This is a genomic window from Streptococcus mitis, from assembly GCF_047465045.1.
Taxonomy (GTDB): domain Bacteria; phylum Bacillota; class Bacilli; order Lactobacillales; family Streptococcaceae; genus Streptococcus; species Streptococcus mitis_DT.
Genome location: NZ_JASHAR010000002.1, coordinates 39,605 through 61,621, shown reverse-complemented (window position 1 = coordinate 61,621; position 22,017 = coordinate 39,605). Strand labels below are relative to the sequence as shown.

Here is a 22,017-nt window from a genome sequence, read left to right as displayed (position 1 = left end):
TTCTACGAACGTTTCCATTTAATAACATATTTCTCGCTGATATCGACCAACTTCATACCCAGAAGGCTGATAATCGATACCAGAATAATAATAGCAAACATGGTATCATACTGAAACAGTTTCTTGGACTGAATCATGTAGACACCTAGTCCTTCAAAGCCTCCCAACCACTCAGATACTACTGTTGTGATAAAAGCGTAGGAGACACTGACTCTCAGACCTGCATAAAAGTAAGGCAGGCTGACTGGGATTTTAAAATGCCACAGGATTTGCCAAGGTTTGGCCCGCATCAGACTAAACAAGGTCAGCATATCCTTGTCACAATGCCTAAAACCGTCCAAAATGCTGACGATGATGGGGAAGGTTGTCGTTAAGATAATCAAGACAATCTTGGGTAAAATCCCATAACCGAGCCACAAGACCAGGATAGGAGCTATGGCAATAGTCGGAATGGTCTGAACAACCACCATCATAGGATAAATCAGGTCATTGAGCCAAGTCAAACTATCCATGAGAACAGCCATGAGACAGGCAATCAAGACTCCCAAAATTAGACCCAATAAAGCCACTCTCAAGGTCGCCCAGCTATGGTGCCAGAGAAATTCTCTATCACGAACAAAGGCCTGGAGAATTTCAAGAGGTGTCGGCAGGATAAACTTGGGGAGAAGTTTAAGAAAACCTGCTAGCTGCCAGATTGACAAGACCCCTAGAAAGCCCAATAGACTAATGTGTCGTCTCAGTATACTTTTCAAGTTTCTCATCAATACTTAAAATCTCTCCTACATTTATTTTGACATTTGCAAAGACATTATCTGCCTCCTGCCCTGCCACTTCCAGCGCTTCTTTGAGAATGCGCATGAGCTCATCAAACTCCCCTTCCAAGACCGTTTCAAATGGTGTCACTACCATGGTCACTTCTTGAGCTTGCAGATAAGCAATGACCTGATCAATAACAGCAATCCGATCAATCCCCTGTGATAGGGGTGAAACTTGCAAGGCAATGCTTGCTTTCATAAAAACCTCCTCTTCTCGTTTTCCTCTTTATAAAAAGAAAAACCTTTACCATATATGGAAAAGGTGCAGAATTAGACTAAGTATCGTTCCCTACGCTAGCATTACCCAGATCAGGTGCGGTCGAAGCTTAACGCTTCCTCTCAGACTGTACACAGACTCCCATATATTATATGGACATATGATAGCGCAAAACAAAAAAAATGTCAAGGAAACTGCTTACAGAAAAACATGAAAAAGAGTTTGAAAACAAGTGCTTCAAACTCTACATAACTTTTTTATTTAGCCTCGTACCAGGTTGCCCCTTCATTTTCATCTGCGATGAGGGGAACACTGAGTTGAATGGCTTCTTCCATGGTTTGTTTGACCAATTTTTTCATCTCTGCCAATTCAGATTTAGGAACTTCAAGTACGATTTCATCGTGCACTTGTAACAGCATCTTAGTCTGATAACTACCTGCAACCAAGGCTTTATCCAGCTGAATCATGGCAATCTTGAGAATATCTGCTGCCGAACCCTGAATAGGAGAGTTGATAGCTGTCCGCTCCGCAAAACCACGAATATTAAAGTTGCGCGAATTGATATCTGGCAACTCACGACGACGCTTGAAGAGGGTCTCTACATAGCCCTTATCACGCGCCTCACGCACCACTTCATCCATGTAGTTTTTAATACCTGGGAAGCGTTCAAAGTAGGTATCAATATAGGCTTTGGCTTCCTTACGACTAATACCCAGATTATTAGACAAGCCAAAGTCTGAAATTCCATAAACCACCCCAAAGTTAACTGCCTTGGCATTGCGACGGTCGTTTGCAGTCACATCCTCAGGACGTTCAATGCCAAAGACCCGCATGGCTGTCGAAGTATGGATATCTGCCCCCTCTTGGAAGGCATTAATCAAGTGCTCATCCTTAGAGATATGCGCCAAAACGCGCAATTCAATCTGTGAATAATCCGAACTGAGCAACACACTATCCTCCCACTCGGGTACAAAAGCCTTCCGAATGAGACGCCCCTGCTCCAAACGCACAGGAATATTTTGCAAGTTTGGATCCACACTAGACAAACGCCCAGTCTGGGTCAAATCCTGCACATAGCGAGTATGAATCTTTCCATCAGCTAAAATCCAATCCTGCAAGCCAATCACATAAGTGGACTGAATCTTAGCAATCTGACGATAGTCTAGGATTTTCTTAACAATCGGAGCAATAGGAGCCAGGCGCTCCAAGACATCCACCGCTGTCGAGTATCCAGTCTTAGTTTTCTTAGTGTATTCTAGAGGTAGCCCCAATTTTTCAAAGAGAAGCATGCCCAACTGCTTAGGCGAGTTGATATTAAACTCCTCACCAGCCAGTTCGTAAATCTCCTGAGTCAGTTTTTCAATAACAAGCTCATTTTCAGCCTGCATCTCAAGCAAGGTCTCTTTCTTGACCGTAATCCCAGCAATTTCCATCTTGGTAAGGACAAAAGCCAGAGGTTGCTCCATATCATAAAGAAGCTCTAATTGCCCATTTTCGCTGAGTTTTTCAAGTAAAACAGGTTCTGTTTCGACCAAAACAGCAAGCTTACGAGCTAAATGCTCCAAGAATTTCTCACGTTCAGGAATGGCCTTCTTGACACCCTTACCATAGAAAGTCTCATCATCAACCAAGTAAGTCTGACCATAGAGACTCGCGATGGTCGCAATTTCATTGTCCTCCACAGTCGAAAGGAGGTATTTAGCCAAACGGCTATCAAAAGCAGGCGCCTGTAAATCCACACCCAAACGATTCAAGAGAACTTTGGCCTTCTTAAAGTCATAAACTCTCAGAGGTGTTTTTTCTAGAAAATCCTTGAAAATAGGCTCTTGCAAAAGCTCAAGTTTATCTGTAGCGTAAAGTTTATCCCCACAAGACCAAGCAAAACCAACCAAATCATCCGTATGGTAATTCTCACCAAAAAGCTCAAAATGGAAGATAGACTCTTCACTCAGCATATCTTGACTGATTTGGTCAACGATAGTAAAGTTCAAACTCTCAGCCACATCAGCTGACGACACATTTAAAGCCTGCTTGAGCTGTTTGAAGCCCATCTCATCGTAGAATTTCCCAAGATTTTCCACATCTGGACCACTATAGACCAAATCCTTCAAACCAATCTCAATCGGTGCCTTGGTATCAATGGTCGCCAGTGTTTTTGACAAAAAGGCCTGTTCCTTATCATTGATGAGATTTTCCTTCATCTTAGAAACCTTCATCCCATCGATATTCTCATAAATCCCCTCGAGTGAGCCATGCTCCAGCAAGAGCTTGATACCCGTCTTTTCACCAATTTTGGTTACTCCAGGGATATTATCCGACTTATCACCCATGAGCGCCTTGAGATCGATAAACTGAGTCGGTGTAATGCCCATCTTTTCCATAAGATATTCTGGCGTAAAGGCCTCAAACTCAGCCACACCTTTCTTGGAAATTTCCACCACCGTATGCTCATCCGTCAGCTGAATCAAATCCTTGTCCCCACTGACAATGGTAATATCAAAACCATCCTGCTCAGCTAGTTTATCCAGCGTCCCAATGATGTCATCCGCCTCATACTGAGCCAACTCATAGTGACGAATCCCCATATGATCCAGTAACTCACGAATGAAAGGAAATTGCTCACGAAACTCATCAGGAGTCTTAGCCCGACCACCCTTATAGTCCGCATACATTTCTGTACGGAAGGTTGTCTTCCCCGCATCAAAAGCCACCAAAATATGACTAGGCTCAATCCTCTCCAACAAATGGCTCAACATCAACTGAAAACCATAAATCGCATTGGTATGCAAACCAGCCGCATTCTTAAAACGGTCCAACTGCTGATAGAGCGCAAAAAACGCCCGAAAGGCCACAGAAGACCCATCAATCAATAATAATTTTTTCTTATCCATACACCCATTATAAAGGAAAGCACCAAAAAATACCATTGGGAAGAGTTCCCTGAGAGAAACTAAGATAATAGTAAAAAGAGAAGGAAGTTTCGGAACTTTGAAAACTTCAAAAAACGGATTTTTATCGCTCTGAATATCAAAAAAGAAAGGACAAATTTCGTCCTTTCTCGATCTTAGCTTTTATTCAACCCACTACAGTTGACAAAGAGCCGAAGTTACTCCCTCTCTATCAAACTACGAAATGAATTAGTTTTTACGTTTCACAAATGGAATGGCACCAAGGAACAATCCAAGGAATCCTAATGATGCAACTGCAACATTATCTTTACCACCAGTATTTGGAAGTTCTTTTTTATCTTCTGTTTTTACTGCTGGCGCTTGATAGGTATTATCCTTGTTAGTACCTGCTGTTGTAAGAGTATATTGTGGAACTTCGTTAATTGCTGCTTCTACACTATTAACGCCTCCTGTATATTCTGGAGCTACCTCAGCTACAGGAGGTAATAATGCTTCTCCGTTTTCATTCACAGGTGTATTAGTTGCAAGAGTTCCAGTGAATTCTGGAGCTACCTCAGCTACAGGAGGCAATAATGCTTCTCCATTTTCATTCACAGGTGTATTGGTTGCAAGAGTTCCAGTGAATTCAGGGGCTACCTCAGCTACAGGAGCATCAGCCGCATTAACTCCTCCACTATATTCAGGAGCATCAGCTACAGTAGGAGGTGTTGCATCATTTACCCCACCATTGAAATCAGAGCCATTATCCCCAGCAGGAGAGTCGCTCGGATTCACACCACCGTTGAATTCAGGAGCGTTAGGAGCACTTGGAACTTCGTCAGGTTGTTTAGCATCGTCAGAAGGTGCATCACTAGGATTTACACCACCACTGAAGTCTTTCGATTCTTCACCCTTAGGAACTTCTTTTAAGTTTTCGATGTAACCTAAAGTTGCGTTGTAATTCTCAGTTAGTTTGGCAATTGCATCGTCATCCTCTTGAACTGCTTCGTTAACTTCATCAAAATCGGCTTTTGCTTCATCAGCAGCTACTTTAGCAGAAGCAACTGAAGCCTCTAATTTAGTTACAGCATCTTGCAATCCATCTTGGATAGCCTGATCCGCATTGTTTTTCTTAGCAATTTCAAGAGCAGTTTTAGCTTTTTCTAAAGTTTCCTTTTGTTTCTCTAATGTAGCATTTTTCTCTTCTACTACCTTAGCTTTTTCAGCAGCGTCAGCCTTATCTTCTTCAGCTTCTTTCGTTAATTTTTCAATTTTTTCAGCTAAATCATCAGCAATGTCTGTAAGTTTTTTAACAATTGGTTTAGAAGCTTCTTTTTTAGCTACTTCTTCAATTTTTTTAGTTTCGTCAGCAGTTAATTCTTTAGTTTTATAAGCTTCAGGAGCTTTATCTTTTGTGTTGCCATCGTTGACGAATTCATCTACAGCTTGAGTAGCTGTAAGAACTCCATCTTCAATCGCTTTTAATAAGGCTTCTTTACCGATTTCAGCTTTTGCTTCTTCGATAGCTTTCGCTTTATCTTCAGGCTTGATGCTATCATCCTTGTTGATTTTATCTTCAGCTTTTTTTTCAAGTTGCTCTAAAGCACCTTTCAAAGCTTCTAAGTTAGCTGCTTCTTCTTTTTTAGCGTCTTCTTCTTTTTTAACTTCTTCTTCAACTTTAGCTTTTGCTTTAGCTGCTTCTTCTTTAGCCTTAGCTAATTCAGCTTCTGCATCAGTTTTAGCTTTATCTGCTTCTTCTTTTGCTTTTTCTGCAGCTTTTACATCTTCAGCTTCTTTTGTAGCTTTAGTCGTAGCTTCTTCTACTTTTTTAGCTTCTTCAGCAACTTTCTTCTCTAATTCAGCAACTTTAGCATCAGCCTCTGCTTTAGCTTTAGCAGCTTTTTCAGCTTCGGTTGGTTCAGCTTCTTCCTCTGGAGTTTCTTCTGCTGGTTTAGCTGGTTCTGCAGCTTCTTTTGCTTCTGCTTTTTTTACTTCTTCAAGAAGATTATCACGTTTTTCAGTTAAATCTTGAATTTCAGCTGTAGCAGCTTGAACTTTTTCAGCAGCTTCATCAAATTCAGATTTGGCAGTATCGCGTTCTTTTTCAATCGCATTTACAGCTTTTTCTAACGGTGCTGTGATATCTTCAGCAAAGCCATTATCTTTAGCAGATTTAAGAGCTTCTTTTGCTTCTTTTAAAGTATCTTCCTGTTTTTTGAGTGTTTCAGCTTTCTTTTCAGCATCGGCTTTTAATTTCTCAGCATCATCCGTTAAGTTTTCAATTGTTTCAGTTAAATCATCAGCTTTATCTTGCAATTTTTCTGATTCAGGACGAGCAGCATCCGCTGCTTCACCTTCTTCAATTCCCGCTTGCACCTCTTCAGGAAGCTTGTCCTTAGATACAGGAGTTTCTGTTTTAATTGTTGGATTAGTATCTTGTGCTTTTTCAGCATCATCTGCTAACTCAGCAAGAATATCAGAAGCATTTAATTCACCAGACTCAACAGCCTTTAATAATTCTTCTTTTGCTTTTTTGTCAAGCAATTGGTTATCAGGAATTTGTTTCAAAGCTTCAGTTAAAGCTTCTTTAGCTTCGGCTTCTTCTTTTGCAGCAGCTTCTTCTTTTGCGGCTTCTTCTTTTGCTTTAGAGTCAGCTTTAGCAGCTTCTTCTTTTGCTTTAGCTAATTCATCGTCAGCTGTTTTCTTAGCTTCTTCAGCTTTAGTTTTTGCAGCATCAGCCTCAGCAGATTCTTTTTTCTCTGTTTCAAGTTTAGTAGCTGCATCAGTTGCTGTAGTAGTTGTTCTATGTACTTTAGATTGAGCTTCATCAACTTTAGCGTTAGCTTCTTTTTCAGCTTCCTTGACTTTTTCAACCTCAGTTTTTGGTGTTTCAGCCGCAGGTGTAGGCTTAGTTTCTCCAGTAGGTTGAGCAGCTGTAGGTTTGTCATCAGCTTTCACAACTGACGGTTGAGATGCAACAAATGTAGCACCTAAAACAGCCACACTAGCCAAACTGGTTAAAATCATTTTCTTTTTGTTCATCTTGTGTACCTCTTTTTGAGTGAAATCAAGAGATATGTTATATTATATATAATTTATTATTAATATGTTGTATTTCAAGGCTATAAAAAACTTCAAGAAAGTAACGCATGTTTTACTAGCTTTCTTTTTTCTTTCTTTTCATCACTTTCATTTTCTATAGTAAATTATAGTTTCGAATCCAATTCAGATATCTTAACTCTTCATAAAAACTCTAGTTTAAACAAAAAAACAGGAGATTTCTCTCCTGTTCAGATTCAATTACTTAAAATTAAACCCACTCACCGTTATGATTTACAGTATAACCATCCACCGTCGTATTAACAGCTAAGGCGCCTGAAGAGTAAGAATAATACCACTTACCAGATACTTGGTACCAGCCCGTTTTCATTGCACCTGAACTATCCAAATAATACCACAGACCATTTTCCTTTAACCATCCTGTCTGCATTTCACCAGATGATTTCAAATAATACCAGCTAGAACCATCTTTCAGCCAGCCTGTTGATTTAGACCCATTTGATTTGAAATGATACCAACTACCATTTATTTTCTTCCAACCGACAGTTGAACTGTTATTGGATCCATAGTTAGAGCTATTTCCTGATTGATTCTGATAATTCTGTGAAGAAGTCACTCCCTCTAGCTGGATATAGCGACGACTTCCGTTATAAGCCGTATAACTCAACCACTTGTATCCATCTTTTTCGAGAATTTGATCATAATGAACATTCTCCCCAGGATAATAATAATCAATCACAGTTGCGCTAGCTAGAGGTTGATTTTTGATAGCAGCCTTAGTCTTAAAATAATGTGTTCCTCCTGTTGAAACTGAAGATTGACTATTCCCAACACTACCACCAGATAAATCTTTAAAATGAATAAACCCCGTCATAGTATTTGCCTTCACGATGCGCTTGTTGTAAGATTCCCTTATTCCATAATTGTATTCTTCAATCTCAATCTCATCTCCTATTACATTTGACACCCAAGCAACATGACCATAAGTTCCTGCAGTTGACCAAGCAATAGAGCCAATCGTTGGTGTATTATCGACACGATAACCTTCACGACGAGCACGATAGCCCCATTCATTCGCATTCCCATAAGCAGCCGGAATCTCAAAACCATTGACATTACTCAAACGAAAGGCTGCAAAAGAAGTACACTGACGAGAATACATGCGCCACTTATCAATCTCCTGGCTCCCATTTTTATAATGAGCAGGATAATCATCCCCACGCGCAATCGATCCATTTCCTCCGGAATAGGCATATACACTATTACCCGCTGCTAACATCAATCCTACTACTAAAAAGGGAACAACCTTTTTAGCTGATTTTCTGAAAGAAAATCTTGTCTCTGCTACTTTAAATGGTGAAATTTTCATTCTTCCTCCTTGAAAAATAATATAAATCGAAGATTACCTTCACTTAAACTATTCGGAGAAAAAAAGAAAAAGTGAGAAAATTTCTCACTTTAGTCAAGATAATGAATCAAATTCTTTTCTGTAAGGATATCTGAGTAAGTAAAGGATTCAACGTAAACATTAGCTTGTTTATCTCCTTCAACGTTTCCAAATTCAACGATAAATAGGGATGGATAAACCTCAATTAGCTTACCCAATCTATTTTTTTGGCGCTTACGACCATTCTCCAAAGTCATTTCTACGACTTGACCCTCATGTGCCTTGATTTCTTCTTTGATTTTTTTCATCTTGGCTACATCTGTAAATGCATCTGACATCTTATGCCTCCCTCTTTGAGATACTTGAAAATTTATTGTATTCTTTTTGGAAAATTAATTCCACCGTTCCACGAGCTCCACTACGGTTTTTCTCGATAATAACTTCTACCTTATTATTCGGCATTCCTTCCTCTTCTTCACCACCACGCTCATAGTAATCGTCGCGATAAAGAAAGGCTACAATATCAGCGTCCTGCTCAATAGACCCAGATTCACGAATATCAGACAAGACCGGTCTCTTATCCTGACGTTGTTCTACACCACGAGAAAGCTGACTTAGAGCGATTACTGGAACCTTCAGTTCCTTAGCTAAAATTTTCAACTGACGTGAAATTTCTGAAACCTCTTGTTGACGATTTTCCCGACCAGTTCCCGTGATAAGCTGCAAATAGTCTATTAAAATCAAGCCAAGATTTCCAGTTTCTTGAGCCAGTTTACGAGAACGAGAACGAATCTCTGTAATCCGAATCCCTGGCGTATCATCGATATAGATACTTGCATTAGCTAGATTTCCTTGAGCAATGGTATATTTTTGCCACTCCTCATCAGTCAATTGACCCGTACGGATAGAATGCGATTCTACCAAACCTTCTGCCGCTAACATACGGTCCACTAGACTTTCCGCACCCATTTCCAGTGAAAAAATAGCAACTGTTTTGTCCAACTTAGTCCCAATATTCTGAGCAATATTCAAGGCAAAGGCTGTCTTACCAACAGCTGGACGGGCTGCTAGGATAATCAACTCCTCCTCATGAAGTCCAGTCGTCATATGATCCAAGTCACGATAGCCTGTCGCAATACCTGTAATATCGGTCGTTTGTTGCGAGCGAGCTTCCAGATTTCCGAAGTTGATATTCAACACATCTCGAATGTTCTTAAATCCACTTCGATTTGCATTTTCGCTGACATCAATCAGGCCTTTTTCTGCCTGAGCAATGATTTCATCAGCTGGTTGCGAAGCCTCGTAAGCTTGATTGACAGACTCTGTCAACTTGGAGATTAATCGACGTAGCATGGCCTTCTCTGCAACAATCTTAGCATAATACTCCGCATTAGCAGAAGTTGGCACAGAATTGACAATCTCAACCAAGTAAGACAGGCCACCAATATTCTGTAAATCACCTTGATTATCAAGAATGGTACGAACCGTTGTTGCATCTATAGCATCGCCACGATCGGATAAGTCGACCATAGCTTGGAAAATCAAACGATGGGCATACTTAAAAAAGTCCCTAGACTCAATATATTCTCGCACAAAAACAAGCTTACTCTCGTCAATAAAGATAGCCCCTAAAACGGATTGCTCAGCTAAGATATCTTGAGGTTGTACTCGTAACTCTTCTACTTCTGCCATCAGACTTCCCTTCCTTTTACAATCTTGTCAAGAAAGTGTAAATTTACCCTTCTTTCACACGAAGATTGATTACACTTGTAATATCTTGATAGATTTTCACTGGTACATCAATCAAACCAACTGCTCGAATCGGAGCTTGTACTTGGATATGACGTTTATCAATCTTAATTCCAAATTGCTTTTGCAATTCTTCTGCAATTTTCTTATTGGTAATGGAACCAAAGGTACGACCATCTGGACCAACTTTTTCAACAAATTCTACAATAGTTTCCTCTGCTTCTAGTTGAGCTTTAATTGCTTTTGCTTCTGCAATCATCTCAGCATGAGCTTTTTCTTCAGATTTTTGTTTACCACGAAGTTCACCTACAGCTTGAGCAGTCGCTTCTTTGGCTAGACTCTTTTTGATAAGAAAGTTTTGCGCATACCCTGTTGGTACTTCCTTAATTTCGCCTTTTTTACCTTTTCCTTTAACATCTGCTAAAAAGATTACTTTCATTCTTCTTTCTCCTTTTCCTTTATTTCATTTAATACAATTTCTGTCAGTTTTTCCCCTGCTTCTGACAAGGTTGAATCCTTAATTTGAGCTGCTGCCAAATTAAAGTGGCCTCCACCTCCCAGCTCTTCCATAATCCGTTGTACATTCAGCTTACTACGACTGCGAGCTGAGATAGAGATAAATCCTTGTGTATTCTTCGCAAGAACAAAACTCGCTTCAATACCTGACATAGCTAACATGGCATCTGCTGCCTTACTAATAACAACTGTATCATAGCATTTCGAGTCCTTAGCCTCTGCTATTAGTACATCTGAACCTAATTTACGCCCCTGTAAAATCAGTTCATTGACCTCACGATATTCTTCAAAATCTGTCGCAGCAATTTCTTGGATAGCAATACTATCACTTCCTCTCGTTCTGAGATAGCTAGCAACATCAAATGTCCGACTAGTCACTCGTGAGGTGAAATTTTTAGTATCCAACATCATACCAGCCATCAAGACACTTGCTTGCATACGACTCAAACGATTTTTCTTAGAATTCTGGAACTGAATCAATTCCGTTACCAACTCACTGGCACTACTTGCACCACTTTCGATATAAGTAATAACCGCATTATCTGGAAAATCCTGATCCCGTCTGTGGTGGTCGATGACGATGGTTTGGGTAAATAAATCATAAAAAGCTTTTGATAAAGTTAAGGCTGTCTTTGAATGGTCTACAAGAATCAACAAAGAACGATTGGTCACCATCCCCATTGCATCCTTAACAGACAACAACTTCGTAACTCCTTCTTTTTCTAAGAATGCAACAGCTCGTTCAATATCTGGTGACATTTGATCTTCATCATAAAGAGCATAACTATTTTCTGTTACATTACTAGCAAATAACTGCATACCTACAGCAGAACCCAAAGCATCCATATCAAGATTTTTGTGACCAACTACAAAAACCTGATCTACACTTCTAATTTTATCTGAAATAGCTGTCATCATAGCGCGCGTACGTGTCCTTGTACGCTTGATTGAGGCAGCAGATCCACCACCAAAATAAACTGGATTTTTCGTTTCGTCATTCTCCTTGACAACCACTTGGTCGCCACCACGTACTTCAGCCAAGTTCAAGTTGAGCAATGCAACTTTCCCTATCTCATCATGATTTCCATCACCATAAGAAAATCCCATACTTAAGGTCAAGGGCAACTGTCTCTGTTTCGCCTCTTCTCTGAAAGAATCAATAACAGAAAATTTATCGTTCATCAATCCCTCAAGTACCGTGTAGTCCGTAAATAGATAAAAGCGATCCATACTTACTCGACGGGAGAACATGGCATGTTTACCAGCAAATTCTGAAACAAAATTGGCTACAAAACTATTAATATGACTGATATCAGACTCCGATGTTTCATCTTCTAAGTCATCATAGTTGTCAACGGAGACAATCCCAATCACAGGTCGACTCGTAACTAACTCAACAGTCGCTTCGTATTCTCCAGACACATCAAAGAAATAAAGAACTCCAGATACCTTGTCCATATGAACCGAATAACGGATTTCACCTAAGGTAGCATAAGAACCTGGATTCCCCACAGAAGCCTTTATAATTGTTTGAATTAATGCAACATCAATCTCGCCCACTTCATTAGTCAAAATCAATTCAGCGTAAGGATTGAACCATTCAACTTCACCTGACGATAAGTCTAGTTTAATAACTCCGACAGGCATCTGTTCTAACAAGGTTGTCAAACTATCTTCAGCTTGGTGGTTTACATACTGGATTTGTTCTACTTCACTCTTTGAGTAGTAGTCTCTCTGATGGATGAATAGTAAAATATATGAACCCAAAATAAGTAGCAAAAGAAATAGCGTTACCAGTGTATTCGTTACAAAAACAAGTTGCACAGATAGCACTCCGAACGCCACTATTCCTAATATTAAGGGGAAAATAGGACTTACATAAAATTTTTTCATTCCAAACCTCTTGGCACCCATTATACCATAATAACCACCAAAAAGCGACTTTTTAAAAGTGTAATCAGTAATTCTATCAATTATAAGAAAAAGGAGGTTTACAATTCAGTAAACCTTCCTTTACACATATTGAAATTAAGATTCTTTAACTTCTAACAAGCCAATCTCGCCATCCTCACGACGATAAATCACATTGGTTGTCTGATCTTCAACATCCACATAGATAAAGAAATCATGTCCCAACAAATCCATCTGTAGAATAGCTTCTTCCAAGTCCATTGGTTTTAAATCAATTTGTTTTGAACGAACAACTCTAGACTGGACAACATTTGGATCTTCCACCAAAGCATCTGTAAATAATTGACTAGTTGCTACCTTGTTTTTATTTTTACGCTCGATTTTTGTTTTATTTTTACGAATCTGACGTTCAATTTTATCGGTTACAAGGTCAATTGAACCATACATATCTTGAGACACATCTTCTGCACGAAGAGTAATTGAGCCAAGCGGAATCGTCACCTCTACTTTAGCCGTTTTTTCACGATACACCTTCAAGTTAACTCGAGCATCCAACTCTTGTTCAGCTTGAAAATACTTTTCGATCTTTTCGAGTTTAGAAACTACATAATCACGAATTGCTTCTGTTACTTCTAGGTTTTCACCACGGATACTATATTTAATCATATGAGTACCTTCTTTCTAAACATTTTTGTTTTTCTGATTTCATTATAACGCTTTCATTTTATTTTTGCAAATTTTTTCCTCATCTTACAAGGGAAAATGTTTTTACATCCTCAGCACCAGCTTCTTCCAACACCTTCTTCACACGATTTATAGTTGTTCCAGTAGTATAAATGTCATCTATAAGTAGGATTTTTTTAGGAATAGTGACTCCCCTTTTAATAAAGAAAGGAAGTTCTGTCCCCAAGCGTTCTGAACGATTTTTGGAAGAACTGGCCCGCTCTTCTCTCTTCTCTAGTAAGTCTTGAAAAGAGAACCCTGCTGCTTCAACTAAACCTTCAACCTGGTTAAACCCCCTCTCGAGCAATCTTTCAGGACTTAGGGGAATTACAACAAATTGATACTCTTTGTACTTTTTTAACTCCTCACTTAAATCTGAAGCAAAAACTTTTCTTAAAAGGAAGTCTCCATCAAACTTATACCGACTGAAAAAATCCTTCATAGCTTGATTGTAAGTAAAAATCGCTCTATGACTGACCTCAACTCCTTCTTTACACCAAAATTGACAATCTTGACACTTCGTTGACAAACCTGTTTTCATACAGTTTGAACAGTTCTCTTCTCCAATCCTCTCAAAAGTAGAATCACAATCTAAACAAAGACAAGAGACATCATTTTTCAGAAGTAAGAGACTACTAAAAGTTAAAACAGCCTTCATAGTCTGCCCGCACAATAAGCACTTCATAGCCCCGCCTCCTTATTCATCTGCTGAATTTCCATAATTGCCTTCTTGATTGAAGCATTTAACCCATCATGGAAGAAAAGCAAATCTCCTGTCGGTCTATCCATGCTTCGCCCAACTCGTCCACCAATCTGAATCAAGCTAGACTTGGTAAAAAGGCGATGATTGGCCTCTACTACGAAAACATCCACACAAGGGAAGGTAACTCCACGCTCCAATATTGTCGTACTGATAAGTATTGTCAGTTCTCCATCTCGAAAAGCTTGTACCTGCTCTAATCTATCTTCTGTTACAGAAGATACAAAGCCAATTTTCTCATTTGGAAATTGCTCCTGTAAAATTTGTTTTAACTGCTCCCCTTTCTTAATTTCTGAAGCAAAAATGAGTAACGGATAAGCTGTCTTTCTCTGCTTCTCAATATAGGACTTTAACTTTGGTGACAACCGATTTTTCTCTAAACAGTGATTAAAATCCGATAACCAGACAGGTTTAGGAATAATCAACGGATTTCCATGAAATCGTCTTGGCAAGCTCAATCGTTTTAGTTCTCCTAAACGGACCTTCCTATCTAACTCATCGGTCGAAGTCGCTGTTAAAAAGATTCTCAAGCCATTCTCCTTTACACTATTCTTGACAGCATGGTAAAGCGTGGGATTGTCAACATAAGGAAAGGCATCTACTTCATCCACTATCAGCAAATCAAAAGCTTGATAAAACTTCAATAACTGATGGGTTGTCGCAACAACTAGTGGTGTTCGAAAATACGGCTCTGATTCTCCGTGTAGTAAAGATATCTCGCAAGCAAAATCATCTTGCAGGCGCTTGTACAGCTCCAAACAAACATCTATGCGAGGACTGGCCAAACACACTGCACCACCCGCATTGATCACCTTAGCCACAACTTGATAAATCATTTCTGTCTTTCCAGCTCCTGTTACCGCATGAACTAGGGTTGGCTCCTGCTTGTCTACTGCTCGAATCAGTCCCTCTGATACCTTCTCTTGAAAAGGAGTTAATTGACCACTCCATTTAAGAACATCTTGCTTCGGAAAATCCTCCTGCGGAAAATAGTATAAAGCATGATCACTCCTGACTCGCTTCATCAGTAAACACTCCCTACAATAGTAAGTACCGATGGGCAAATACCATTCATCTAAAATAGCACTATCACAACGTTGACAGAAAAGTTTCCCTTTCTCCTTTCTCATTGCTGGAAGTTTCTCCGCCAACAGACGTTCCTCTTTAGTTAATTCATTCTCCGTAAACAACCGACCGAGATAATTTGGATTTACTTTCATACTTCTTTATTCGTAAAAACCTAGCGCTTTAAATGATTTTTTAGTACAATTAAATCATGGAATTTAGAACAATTAAAGAGGACGGTCAAGTCCAAGAAGAAATCAAAAAATCCCGCTTTATCTGTCATGCCAAGCGTGTTTATAGCGAAGAAGAGGCTCGTGAATTCATCACCACCATCAAAAAAGAACACTACAAAGCGACGCATAACTGCTCTGCCTTCATTATTGGAGAACGTAGTGAAATCAAACGTACAAGTGATGATGGTGAACCCAGTGGTACTGCTGGCGTTCCCATGCTAGGGGTACTAGAAAATCACAATCTCACCAATGTCTGTGTGATAGTGACACGCTACTTTGGTGGCATTAAACTAGGTGCTGGAGGATTGATTCGTGCTTACGCTGGTAGTGTAGCTTTAGCTGTCAAAGAAATTGGCATCATTGAAATAAAGGAACAGGCTGGAATTGCTATTCAAATGTCCTACGCTCAGTACCAAGAGTACAATAACTTCCTTAAAGAACATAGTCTCATGGAGCTGGATACAAACTTTACAGATCAAGTCTATACGATGATTTATGTTGATAAAAAAGAAAAAGAAACTATTAAAGCTGCACTTGTAGAGTTTTTTAATGGAAAGGTCACTTTAACTGATCAAGGTTTACGAGAAGTTGAAGTTCCTGTAAACTTAGTGTAAATAATAGATAATACAGTGTTTCACTGATATTTTCACCGCTACTTTAATTAGCAACATAAAAAGATGCTTGCCAAGACCTACTAGAACAAAAAGAAAACAGATAGCGTTCTCCTTTACACCTATTTATTAGAATTAGCTTGTCACAATCACTTAAAAATTAATGGCTTAGACCTATGATATAAAAAAATCCTATCGCTTCGATAGGATTTCTATATTTTACAAATGGTATAGATAGCGTTATACTAGAAATATCTTATACAAAGAGGTATTCATATGTCTATTTATAACAACATTACTGAACTAATCGGTCAAACTCCGATTGTTAAACTCAACAATATTGTGCCAGAAGGTGCTGCGGATGTCTATGTAAAACTTGAAGCATTCAACCCTGGTTCTTCTGTAAAAGACCGTATTGCTCTTAGCATGATTGAAAAAGCTGAACAAGACGGTATTCTAAAACCGGGTGCTACCATTGTTGAAGCAACAAGTGGAAACACTGGTATTGGACTCTCATGGGTAGGTGCTGCTAAAGGGTATAAAGTTGTCATTGTTATGCCTGAAACTATGAGTGTAGAACGCCGTAAGATTATCCAAGCCTATGGAGCTGAACTCGTCCTCACTCCTGGTAGCGAAGGAATGAAAGGTGCTATCGCCAAAGCACAAGAAATCGCTGCTGAACGCGATGGTTTCCTTCCTCTTCAATTTGACAATCCAGCTAATCCAGAAGTACACGAAAGAACAACAGGAGCTGAGATACTAGCTGCTTTCGGTAAAGATGGATTAGATGCCTTTGTTGCTGGAGTTGGTACCGGTGGAACAATTTCTGGTGTTTCTCATGCACTCAAAACAGCAAATTCAAACATTCAAGTTTATGCAGTGGAAGCTGACGAATCTGCTATTCTATCTGGTGAAAAACCAGGACCACACAAAATTCAAGGTATCTCAGCTGGATTTATTCCTGATACACTTGATACTAAAGCCTATGATGGTATCGTTCGTGTAACATCAGACGATGCTCTCGCACTTGGACGTGAAATTGGTGGAAAAGAAGGATTCCTTGTAGGGATTTCTTCAGCTGCAGCTATCTATGGAGCCATTGAAGTTGCTAAGAAATTAGGTACAGGTAAGAAAGTACTTGCTCTAGCACCAGATAACGGCGAACGTTATCTCTCTACAGCACTCTATGAATTTGAAGTGTAGTCTCCTAAATACACTTAGCCCTTATTATAGGGCTTTTTATTTATACCTTAAAAATAGGAACATCTCCCTATAAAGATCGACTGCATAGAAAAAAGGAAGCAATTTGGCTTCCTTTTTATTATTAGTTATTCAAGGCTGCTGCCATTGTAGCTGCAACTTCAGCTTCAAAGTCGTTTGCAGCTTTCTCGATACCTTCACCAACTTCAAAGCGAGCGAACTCAACTACTGAAGCGTTAACTGATTCAAGGTATGCTTCAACTGTCTTGCTGTCATCCATGATGTAAACTTGTGCAAGAAGTGTGTAAGCTTGGTCAACTTTAGTGTTATCAAGCATGAAGCGATCCATTTTACCTGGGATGATTTTGTCCCAGATTTTTTCTGGTTTGCCTTCTGCGGCCAATTCAGCTTTGATGTCAGCTTCAGCTTGGGCAAGCACTTCATCAGTCAATTGTGCTTTTGATCCATATTTCAAGTGTGGAAGAGCTGGTTTATTAACCATTGCACGGCTTTCGTTGTCTTGGTCGATAACGTGGTTCAATTGTGCCAACTCATCTTTAACGAATTGCTCATCCAATTCTTTATAAGAAAGAACTGTTGGTTTCATCGCTGCGATATGCATTGACAATTGTTTAGCAAGAGCTTCGTCTCCACCTTCAACAACTGAAATAACACCGATACGTCCACCGTTATGTTGGTAAGCTCCAAAGTGTTGTGCGTCTGTTTTTTCAATCAATGCAAAGCGACGGAATGAGATTTTTTCTCCGATAGTTGCTGTTGCAGATACGTATGCAGCTTCAAGAGTTTCACCTGAAGGCATTGTCAAAGCAAGAGCTTCTTCATTGTTAGCAGGTTTTCCTTCGGCAATAACTTTAGCTGTAGTATTTACCAATTCAACGAATTGAGCATTTTTAGCAACGAAGTCAGTTTCAGCGTTTACTTCGATAACTGCTGCAACATTACCGTTAACGTAAACACCAGTCAAACCTTCTGCAGCAACACGGTCAGCTTTCTTAGCTGCCTTAGCCATACCTTTTTCACGAAGCAATTCAATCGCTTTTTCGATGTCACCGTCTGTTTCTACAAGCGCTTTTTTAGCGTCCATAACTCCGGCACCAGATTTTTCACGCAACTCTTTTACAAGTTTAGCTGTAATTTCTGCCATTTTGATTCTCCTATATTTTTTAAAAATAGGAGAGCCGGGCTAAGCCCCGCCCTCCTAGGTAATTACTATTTATATGAATTAAGCGTTGTCGCCTTCTACAACTTCAACGATTTCTTCGATTGAATCTGCTTGAGCTTCTGAAGCTGCAAATTCTGCTTCAACTGCTGCTGCATCTTCACCTTGACGTCCTTCGATGATAGCGTCAGCCAATTTAGCTGTGATCAATTTAACAGCGCGGATAGCGTCATCGTTAGCTGGGATGATTACATCGATATCATCTGGATCAGTGTTTGTGTCAACCATCGCTACAACTGGGATTCCCAATTTTTTAGCTTCTTTAACAGCGATTTGCTCTTTATGTGGGTCAACTACGTACATCACATCTGGGATACGAGGCATATCTTCGATACCACCCAAGAATTTTTCAAGACGTGCACGTTGTTTGTTAAGAAGTGCAACTTCTTTCTTAGGAAGAACTTCGAAAGTTCCATCTTCTTCCATACGTTTGATTTCTTTCAAACGAGCGATACGTTTTTGGATTGTTCCCCAGTTTGTAAGAGTTCCACCCAACCAACGGTGGTTGATGAAGTATTGACCTGAACGTACTGCTTCTTCAGCAACTGCATCAGCTGCTTGTTTCTTAGTACCAACGAACAATACAACGGCATCGTTAGCTGCTGCATCACGCATGAAGTCGTATGCTTGGTCAGCGTATTTTACAGTTTGTTGCAAGTCGATAACGTGGATTCCGTTACGCTCTGTAAAGATGTACTTAGCCATCTTAGGGTTCCAGCGACGAGTTTGGTGACCAAAGTGTACACCAGCCTCAAGAAGTTGTTTCATTGAAATTACTGCCATGAGTATTTCTCCTTTTTGTTTTTTTCCTCTTCTTGACTTCAACTCGCAAAACGACCCAAGGGCAACTGCTTCACAATTCATCAAGAATGAGTATTATCGTTCACACGACAAGTTTCATTTTACCATACTTTTTCAATATTTTCAAGCTGTTTTAGTAGATTTTTAAAGTAAGTTAACTATATAAATCATAAAAGAGACTCGAATAGAGCCTCTTCGTTTCATTCATTAGTTTGGATAGATATATGTTACAAAACCTTCTGAAGTTGTAGTAGGATTGAACCATCCACGTTTATTTCCGATTGTACGGTTTCCACCATAGTTTGATTCAGACACTTGGATACTTGTTGATGATGAAACAGCTGTAACCACGGCTACGTGTCCATATCCGCCATCATTCCAACATGCAATCGCACCAACTTCAGGCGTAGATCCTGTACGGAAACCTGCAGCAGCTGCACTTGTAGCCCACTGTGCTCCATTACCCCAGTAGTCTCCAGCCCAAGGGGCCAAGGTTTTAGCTCCCCATGTACACTCACCAGTTGGATAACTTGAAGCATTTGTACTGTATGTTGGACGATGTTTTACTGGTGCAGGTGTGTAACTTGAAGATGATTCAGATGAGCTAGATACTGCTTGAACTTCTGCTGTAAAAGTTGTATTTCCAGAAGCAACGACTGTTTGTTGTTGACTTGCTTGTTTAGCTTTATAAGCAGCTTCTGCTTCTGCAGCTGCTTTAGCTTCCGCTTCCGCTGCAGCTTTTTTCTCAAGTAAACTTGCTTTTTCATCCTCTGCAGTAGCTTTTTCAGCAGCAAGATTCAATTCTGCAGCTTTCAACTCTGCTTGTTTAGTTGTCAATGTCTGAGCATCATCAGCTAGTTTTTGCTGATTTGCAATAACTGTATTGATTGCATCATTATTTGCTACTTGTTTTTCAGAAATAGCTTTTTTATCTGCTTTTTGTTGTTCCAACATCTTGTTGTTTGCAGATACGATTTCACTCATTGCAGCAACACGTGAGATAGCTTCTGTAATTGATTTTGAATTTACAATTGTATTGATGTAGTTTGTTGCAGCTCCATTTGTTTGAGCGCTACGAGCTTGTTTTTGCAATGAATCATTACGAGATACAATATTCTTAGAAAGTTCTGTAATTTCACCCTCAAGCTTTTTAGATTCTGCTTGTAGTCTATCATTTTCAGATTGCAAGTTTGATTGCTCTGTTTGAATAGCAGATACTTGCTCCTGAATTTGATCAACTTGTTTTTGGGCTTCTTGTTGTTGTGCTGTTAAGTTACTAATTTTATTATCTTGAGCAGCAATTTTGTCATCAGTAGTTTCTGCATGCGCAGTTGTTAAAACAGCTGCTTGAGAAACCATTACTGTACTTAGTAAAAGTGACGCTAAGATTTTTTTCTTCATATTGCGTAGATACTCCTTCTTTTAAAGACATTACTAGTATACCAAAAAAAGGCCTAATGAATATTACGCCTTTGTTACATTTTTATTTCTTTCTTATAGGTAAAATTTTTCAAAAATAAACTGAAAAACAATCATCCATATAAGGTTCAAAATCATTGATGGAACTAAACTATAGACTATGAATAAAGACATACTATCCACAGTTAAACCTACCGCTATTGCAAGTATGTAAGCCCCCATTTCAAATAGAAAAGTCATGACAATAATTGCTAACATTCTCGTCCAACGATTCAATAAAATAATACTGTTAAATTTATGTAAAAATACCCCCAACAAGACGAACAACAGAGTCGCAATTCCAATCAAGTGGAAAAAGTAAATATCATAAACCAAACCAACTACAAAACAATAAGCTAAATAGAGATATTCTGATACTTCAATCGTCTCGAATAAAAGAAACAAAAACAGAAAATGACTAGCCAAATATACATGGGGGAAAAATGAGCCCAGAAGCTGGCTAATATGGGCATCAATTAGAACAAAGAAAGGAAGCAATAAAAACACTCCAACCCGTTTCAACTGTCTCATTATGAATTCCCCACTAATTCTATCACATCTACATTATGAGTATCTGCACTCAATTTAACAGTTACTTCTCGTGTCAAATAGTCTGTACTATGCGTTGTGGCAACCACTTCACCAACAGGAATATCAGCAACGTTAAAGTTTCCTAATCCACCCGTTGTCACCTTATCGCCTGTACTAATATCGCTATTACTATTTAATTGACTAATTTTAAGAACTTCATTTTCCTTGTCATAGCCAACAATAATTCCATAAATTGTAGTAGAACCATGTTGAATTTTAACAGAAATTTTATCAGCATTTTCCGTATTTGTCAGAAGGTTGACCATGGTAGAGTTCTCCTCTACTTTTGAAACGCTCCCAATCAAACCACCATTTGCAATGGCTAACATGTTCTCAGAAGCCCCTTTTGATTTGCCTGCATCTAGAGTTAATTCCTGCTTCCAAGATACCGGAGAACGCATAATAACATCTGCTGCCAAAGTCTTTGTGGCTTGCAATTTAGACTTCATATCAAGCAATTGGCGCAGTTGTTCATTTTCTGTCTTTAAACTTTCCGCCTCATTCGATTTAACTTCTAATTGGTAAATCTGTTTCTTCAAACTTTCATTTTCATTATATGTTCGTGTCAAATGAGCCAAATCTGATTTGACAGAATCAAACAACTGAAAAGGTTTTTGCACAACTCTATCAACCAATGAGATTCCATCTCCTAATTTTGTCACAATTGTACTTGAATAAGTCGTCGCTAAGAGAGCTGACACAAGCAAAACAGTGACAAACACAATAATGACATATTTTGATTTTTTAAAACGGTTCATATCCCTACCTTTATATCAAAAACTGTTACAGTAA

The 22,017-nt window shown here is 39.2% G+C and carries 19 protein-coding genes, 1 pseudogene and 1 riboswitch; of the genes and pseudogenes, 3 read left to right on the top strand and 17 right to left on the bottom strand.

The features are described from left to right. Positions 1 to 2: 2 nt before the first annotated feature. The 12 genes from QM409_RS01850 to QM409_RS01795 form a co-directional block, all read right to left on the bottom strand. Positions 3 to 761 carry an ABC transporter permease gene (locus tag QM409_RS01850; RefSeq protein WP_161683551.1) on the bottom strand — a complete coding sequence of 253 codons (759 nt, stop codon included), beginning with the start codon at positions 759 to 761 and terminating at the stop codon, positions 3 to 5. Then, positions 724 to 1,014, bottom strand: a complete 291-nt coding sequence (locus QM409_RS01845) for an MTH1187 family thiamine-binding protein (protein WP_414305039.1) — start codon at positions 1,012 to 1,014, stop codon at positions 724 to 726. Before QM409_RS01845 ends, QM409_RS01850 begins: the two co-directional genes overlap by 38 nt. 70 nt (positions 1,015 to 1,084) lie before the next feature. Beyond that, a riboswitch (TPP riboswitch) is annotated at positions 1,085 to 1,187 on the bottom strand. Positions 1,188 to 1,289: 102 nt separating this feature from the next. Continuing rightward, a complete protein-coding gene (polA, locus tag QM409_RS01840) occupies positions 1,290 to 3,923 on the bottom strand; it encodes a DNA polymerase I (RefSeq protein WP_414305038.1) in 2,634 nt (877 codons plus the stop codon). 246 nt (positions 3,924 to 4,169) lie between these two features. Further along, the gene (locus tag QM409_RS01835) at positions 4,170 to 6,962 is read right to left on the bottom strand and encodes an SIALI-17 repeat-containing surface protein (RefSeq protein ID WP_414305037.1); all 2,793 of its coding nucleotides are present in this window, start codon (positions 6,960 to 6,962) and stop codon (positions 4,170 to 4,172) included. Between the two features lie 268 nt (positions 6,963 to 7,230). Further along, on the bottom strand, positions 7,231 to 8,349 hold the full coding sequence (gene cbpD / locus QM409_RS01830; RefSeq protein WP_414305036.1) for a choline binding-anchored murein hydrolase CbpD: 1,119 nt from the start codon (positions 8,347 to 8,349) through the stop codon (positions 7,231 to 7,233). Positions 8,350 to 8,438: 89 nt separating this feature from the next. Continuing rightward, positions 8,439 to 8,705: a Veg family protein gene (locus QM409_RS01825; RefSeq protein WP_001278169.1), complete on the bottom strand. Its 267-nt coding sequence runs from the start codon at positions 8,703 to 8,705 to the stop codon at positions 8,439 to 8,441. Position 8,706: 1 nt separating this feature from the next. Further along, positions 8,707 to 10,059 carry a replicative DNA helicase gene (gene dnaB, locus QM409_RS01820; RefSeq protein ID WP_060627337.1) on the bottom strand — a complete coding sequence of 451 codons (1,353 nt, stop codon included), beginning with the start codon at positions 10,057 to 10,059 and terminating at the stop codon, positions 8,707 to 8,709. A 43-nt stretch (positions 10,060 to 10,102) separates the two neighbouring features. Further along, positions 10,103 to 10,555: a 50S ribosomal protein L9 gene (rplI, locus tag QM409_RS01815; protein ID WP_060627336.1), complete on the bottom strand. Its 453-nt coding sequence runs from the start codon at positions 10,553 to 10,555 to the stop codon at positions 10,103 to 10,105. Continuing rightward, complete coding sequence (locus QM409_RS01810) at positions 10,552 to 12,525, bottom strand: DHH family phosphoesterase (protein WP_414305035.1); 1,974 nt, start codon at positions 12,523 to 12,525, stop codon at positions 10,552 to 10,554. The genes rplI and QM409_RS01810 overlap by 4 nt, the downstream gene beginning before the upstream one ends. Before the next feature lie 135 nt (positions 12,526 to 12,660). Beyond that, a complete protein-coding gene (gene hpf / locus QM409_RS01805; protein ID WP_000599100.1) occupies positions 12,661 to 13,209 on the bottom strand; it encodes a ribosome hibernation-promoting factor, HPF/YfiA family in 549 nt (182 codons plus the stop codon). Positions 13,210 to 13,288: 79 nt separating this feature from the next. Then, entirely contained in the window at positions 13,289 to 13,951 is a 663-nt protein-coding gene (locus QM409_RS01800; RefSeq protein WP_049543260.1) for a ComF family protein, read from the bottom strand. Then, positions 13,948 to 15,246 carry a DEAD/DEAH box helicase gene (locus tag QM409_RS01795; protein WP_049543262.1) on the bottom strand — a complete coding sequence of 433 codons (1,299 nt, stop codon included), beginning with the start codon at positions 15,244 to 15,246 and terminating at the stop codon, positions 13,948 to 13,950. The genes QM409_RS01800 and QM409_RS01795 overlap by 4 nt, the downstream gene beginning before the upstream one ends. A 56-nt stretch (positions 15,247 to 15,302) precedes the next feature. Here QM409_RS01795 and QM409_RS01790 point away from each other — a divergent pair, with 56 nt between their 5' ends. From QM409_RS01790 to cysK, 3 genes and pseudogenes are all read left to right on the top strand, one after another. Next, positions 15,303 to 15,938 carry a YigZ family protein gene (locus QM409_RS01790; RefSeq protein ID WP_045612475.1) on the top strand — a complete coding sequence of 212 codons (636 nt, stop codon included), beginning with the start codon at positions 15,303 to 15,305 and terminating at the stop codon, positions 15,936 to 15,938. Positions 15,939 to 16,028: 90 nt separating this feature from the next. After that, a pseudogene (locus tag QM409_RS01785) lies at positions 16,029 to 16,115 on the top strand (PH domain-containing protein); the annotation flags it as partial. A gap of 96 nt (positions 16,116 to 16,211) precedes the next feature. Next, a complete protein-coding gene (gene cysK, locus QM409_RS01780; protein ID WP_045612477.1) occupies positions 16,212 to 17,138 on the top strand; it encodes a cysteine synthase A in 927 nt (308 codons plus the stop codon). Between the two features lie 121 nt (positions 17,139 to 17,259). On the opposite strand, the gene tsf is transcribed toward cysK, so the two are convergent. The 5 genes from tsf to mreC all read right to left on the bottom strand — a co-directional run bounded on the left by tsf (position 17,260) and on the right by mreC (position 21,983). Next, positions 17,260 to 18,300, bottom strand: a complete 1,041-nt coding sequence (gene tsf / locus QM409_RS01775; RefSeq protein ID WP_261050000.1) for a translation elongation factor Ts — start codon at positions 18,298 to 18,300, stop codon at positions 17,260 to 17,262. Between the two features lie 78 nt (positions 18,301 to 18,378). Continuing rightward, positions 18,379 to 19,158, bottom strand: coding sequence for a 30S ribosomal protein S2 (gene rpsB / locus QM409_RS01770; protein ID WP_000268459.1), 780 nt, complete (start codon positions 19,156 to 19,158; stop codon positions 18,379 to 18,381). A gap of 225 nt (positions 19,159 to 19,383) precedes the next feature. Continuing rightward, positions 19,384 to 20,577, bottom strand: a complete 1,194-nt coding sequence (gene pcsB, locus QM409_RS01765) for a peptidoglycan hydrolase PcsB (protein WP_045612480.1) — start codon at positions 20,575 to 20,577, stop codon at positions 19,384 to 19,386. A gap of 93 nt (positions 20,578 to 20,670) precedes the next feature. Then, positions 20,671 to 21,165, bottom strand: coding sequence for a rod shape-determining protein MreD (gene mreD / locus QM409_RS01760; protein WP_261050001.1), 495 nt, complete (start codon positions 21,163 to 21,165; stop codon positions 20,671 to 20,673). Then, positions 21,165 to 21,983, bottom strand: a complete 819-nt coding sequence (gene mreC / locus QM409_RS01755) for a rod shape-determining protein MreC (protein WP_261050002.1) — start codon at positions 21,981 to 21,983, stop codon at positions 21,165 to 21,167. Before mreC ends, mreD begins: the two co-directional genes overlap by 1 nt. Positions 21,984 to 22,017 lie beyond the last annotated feature (34 nt).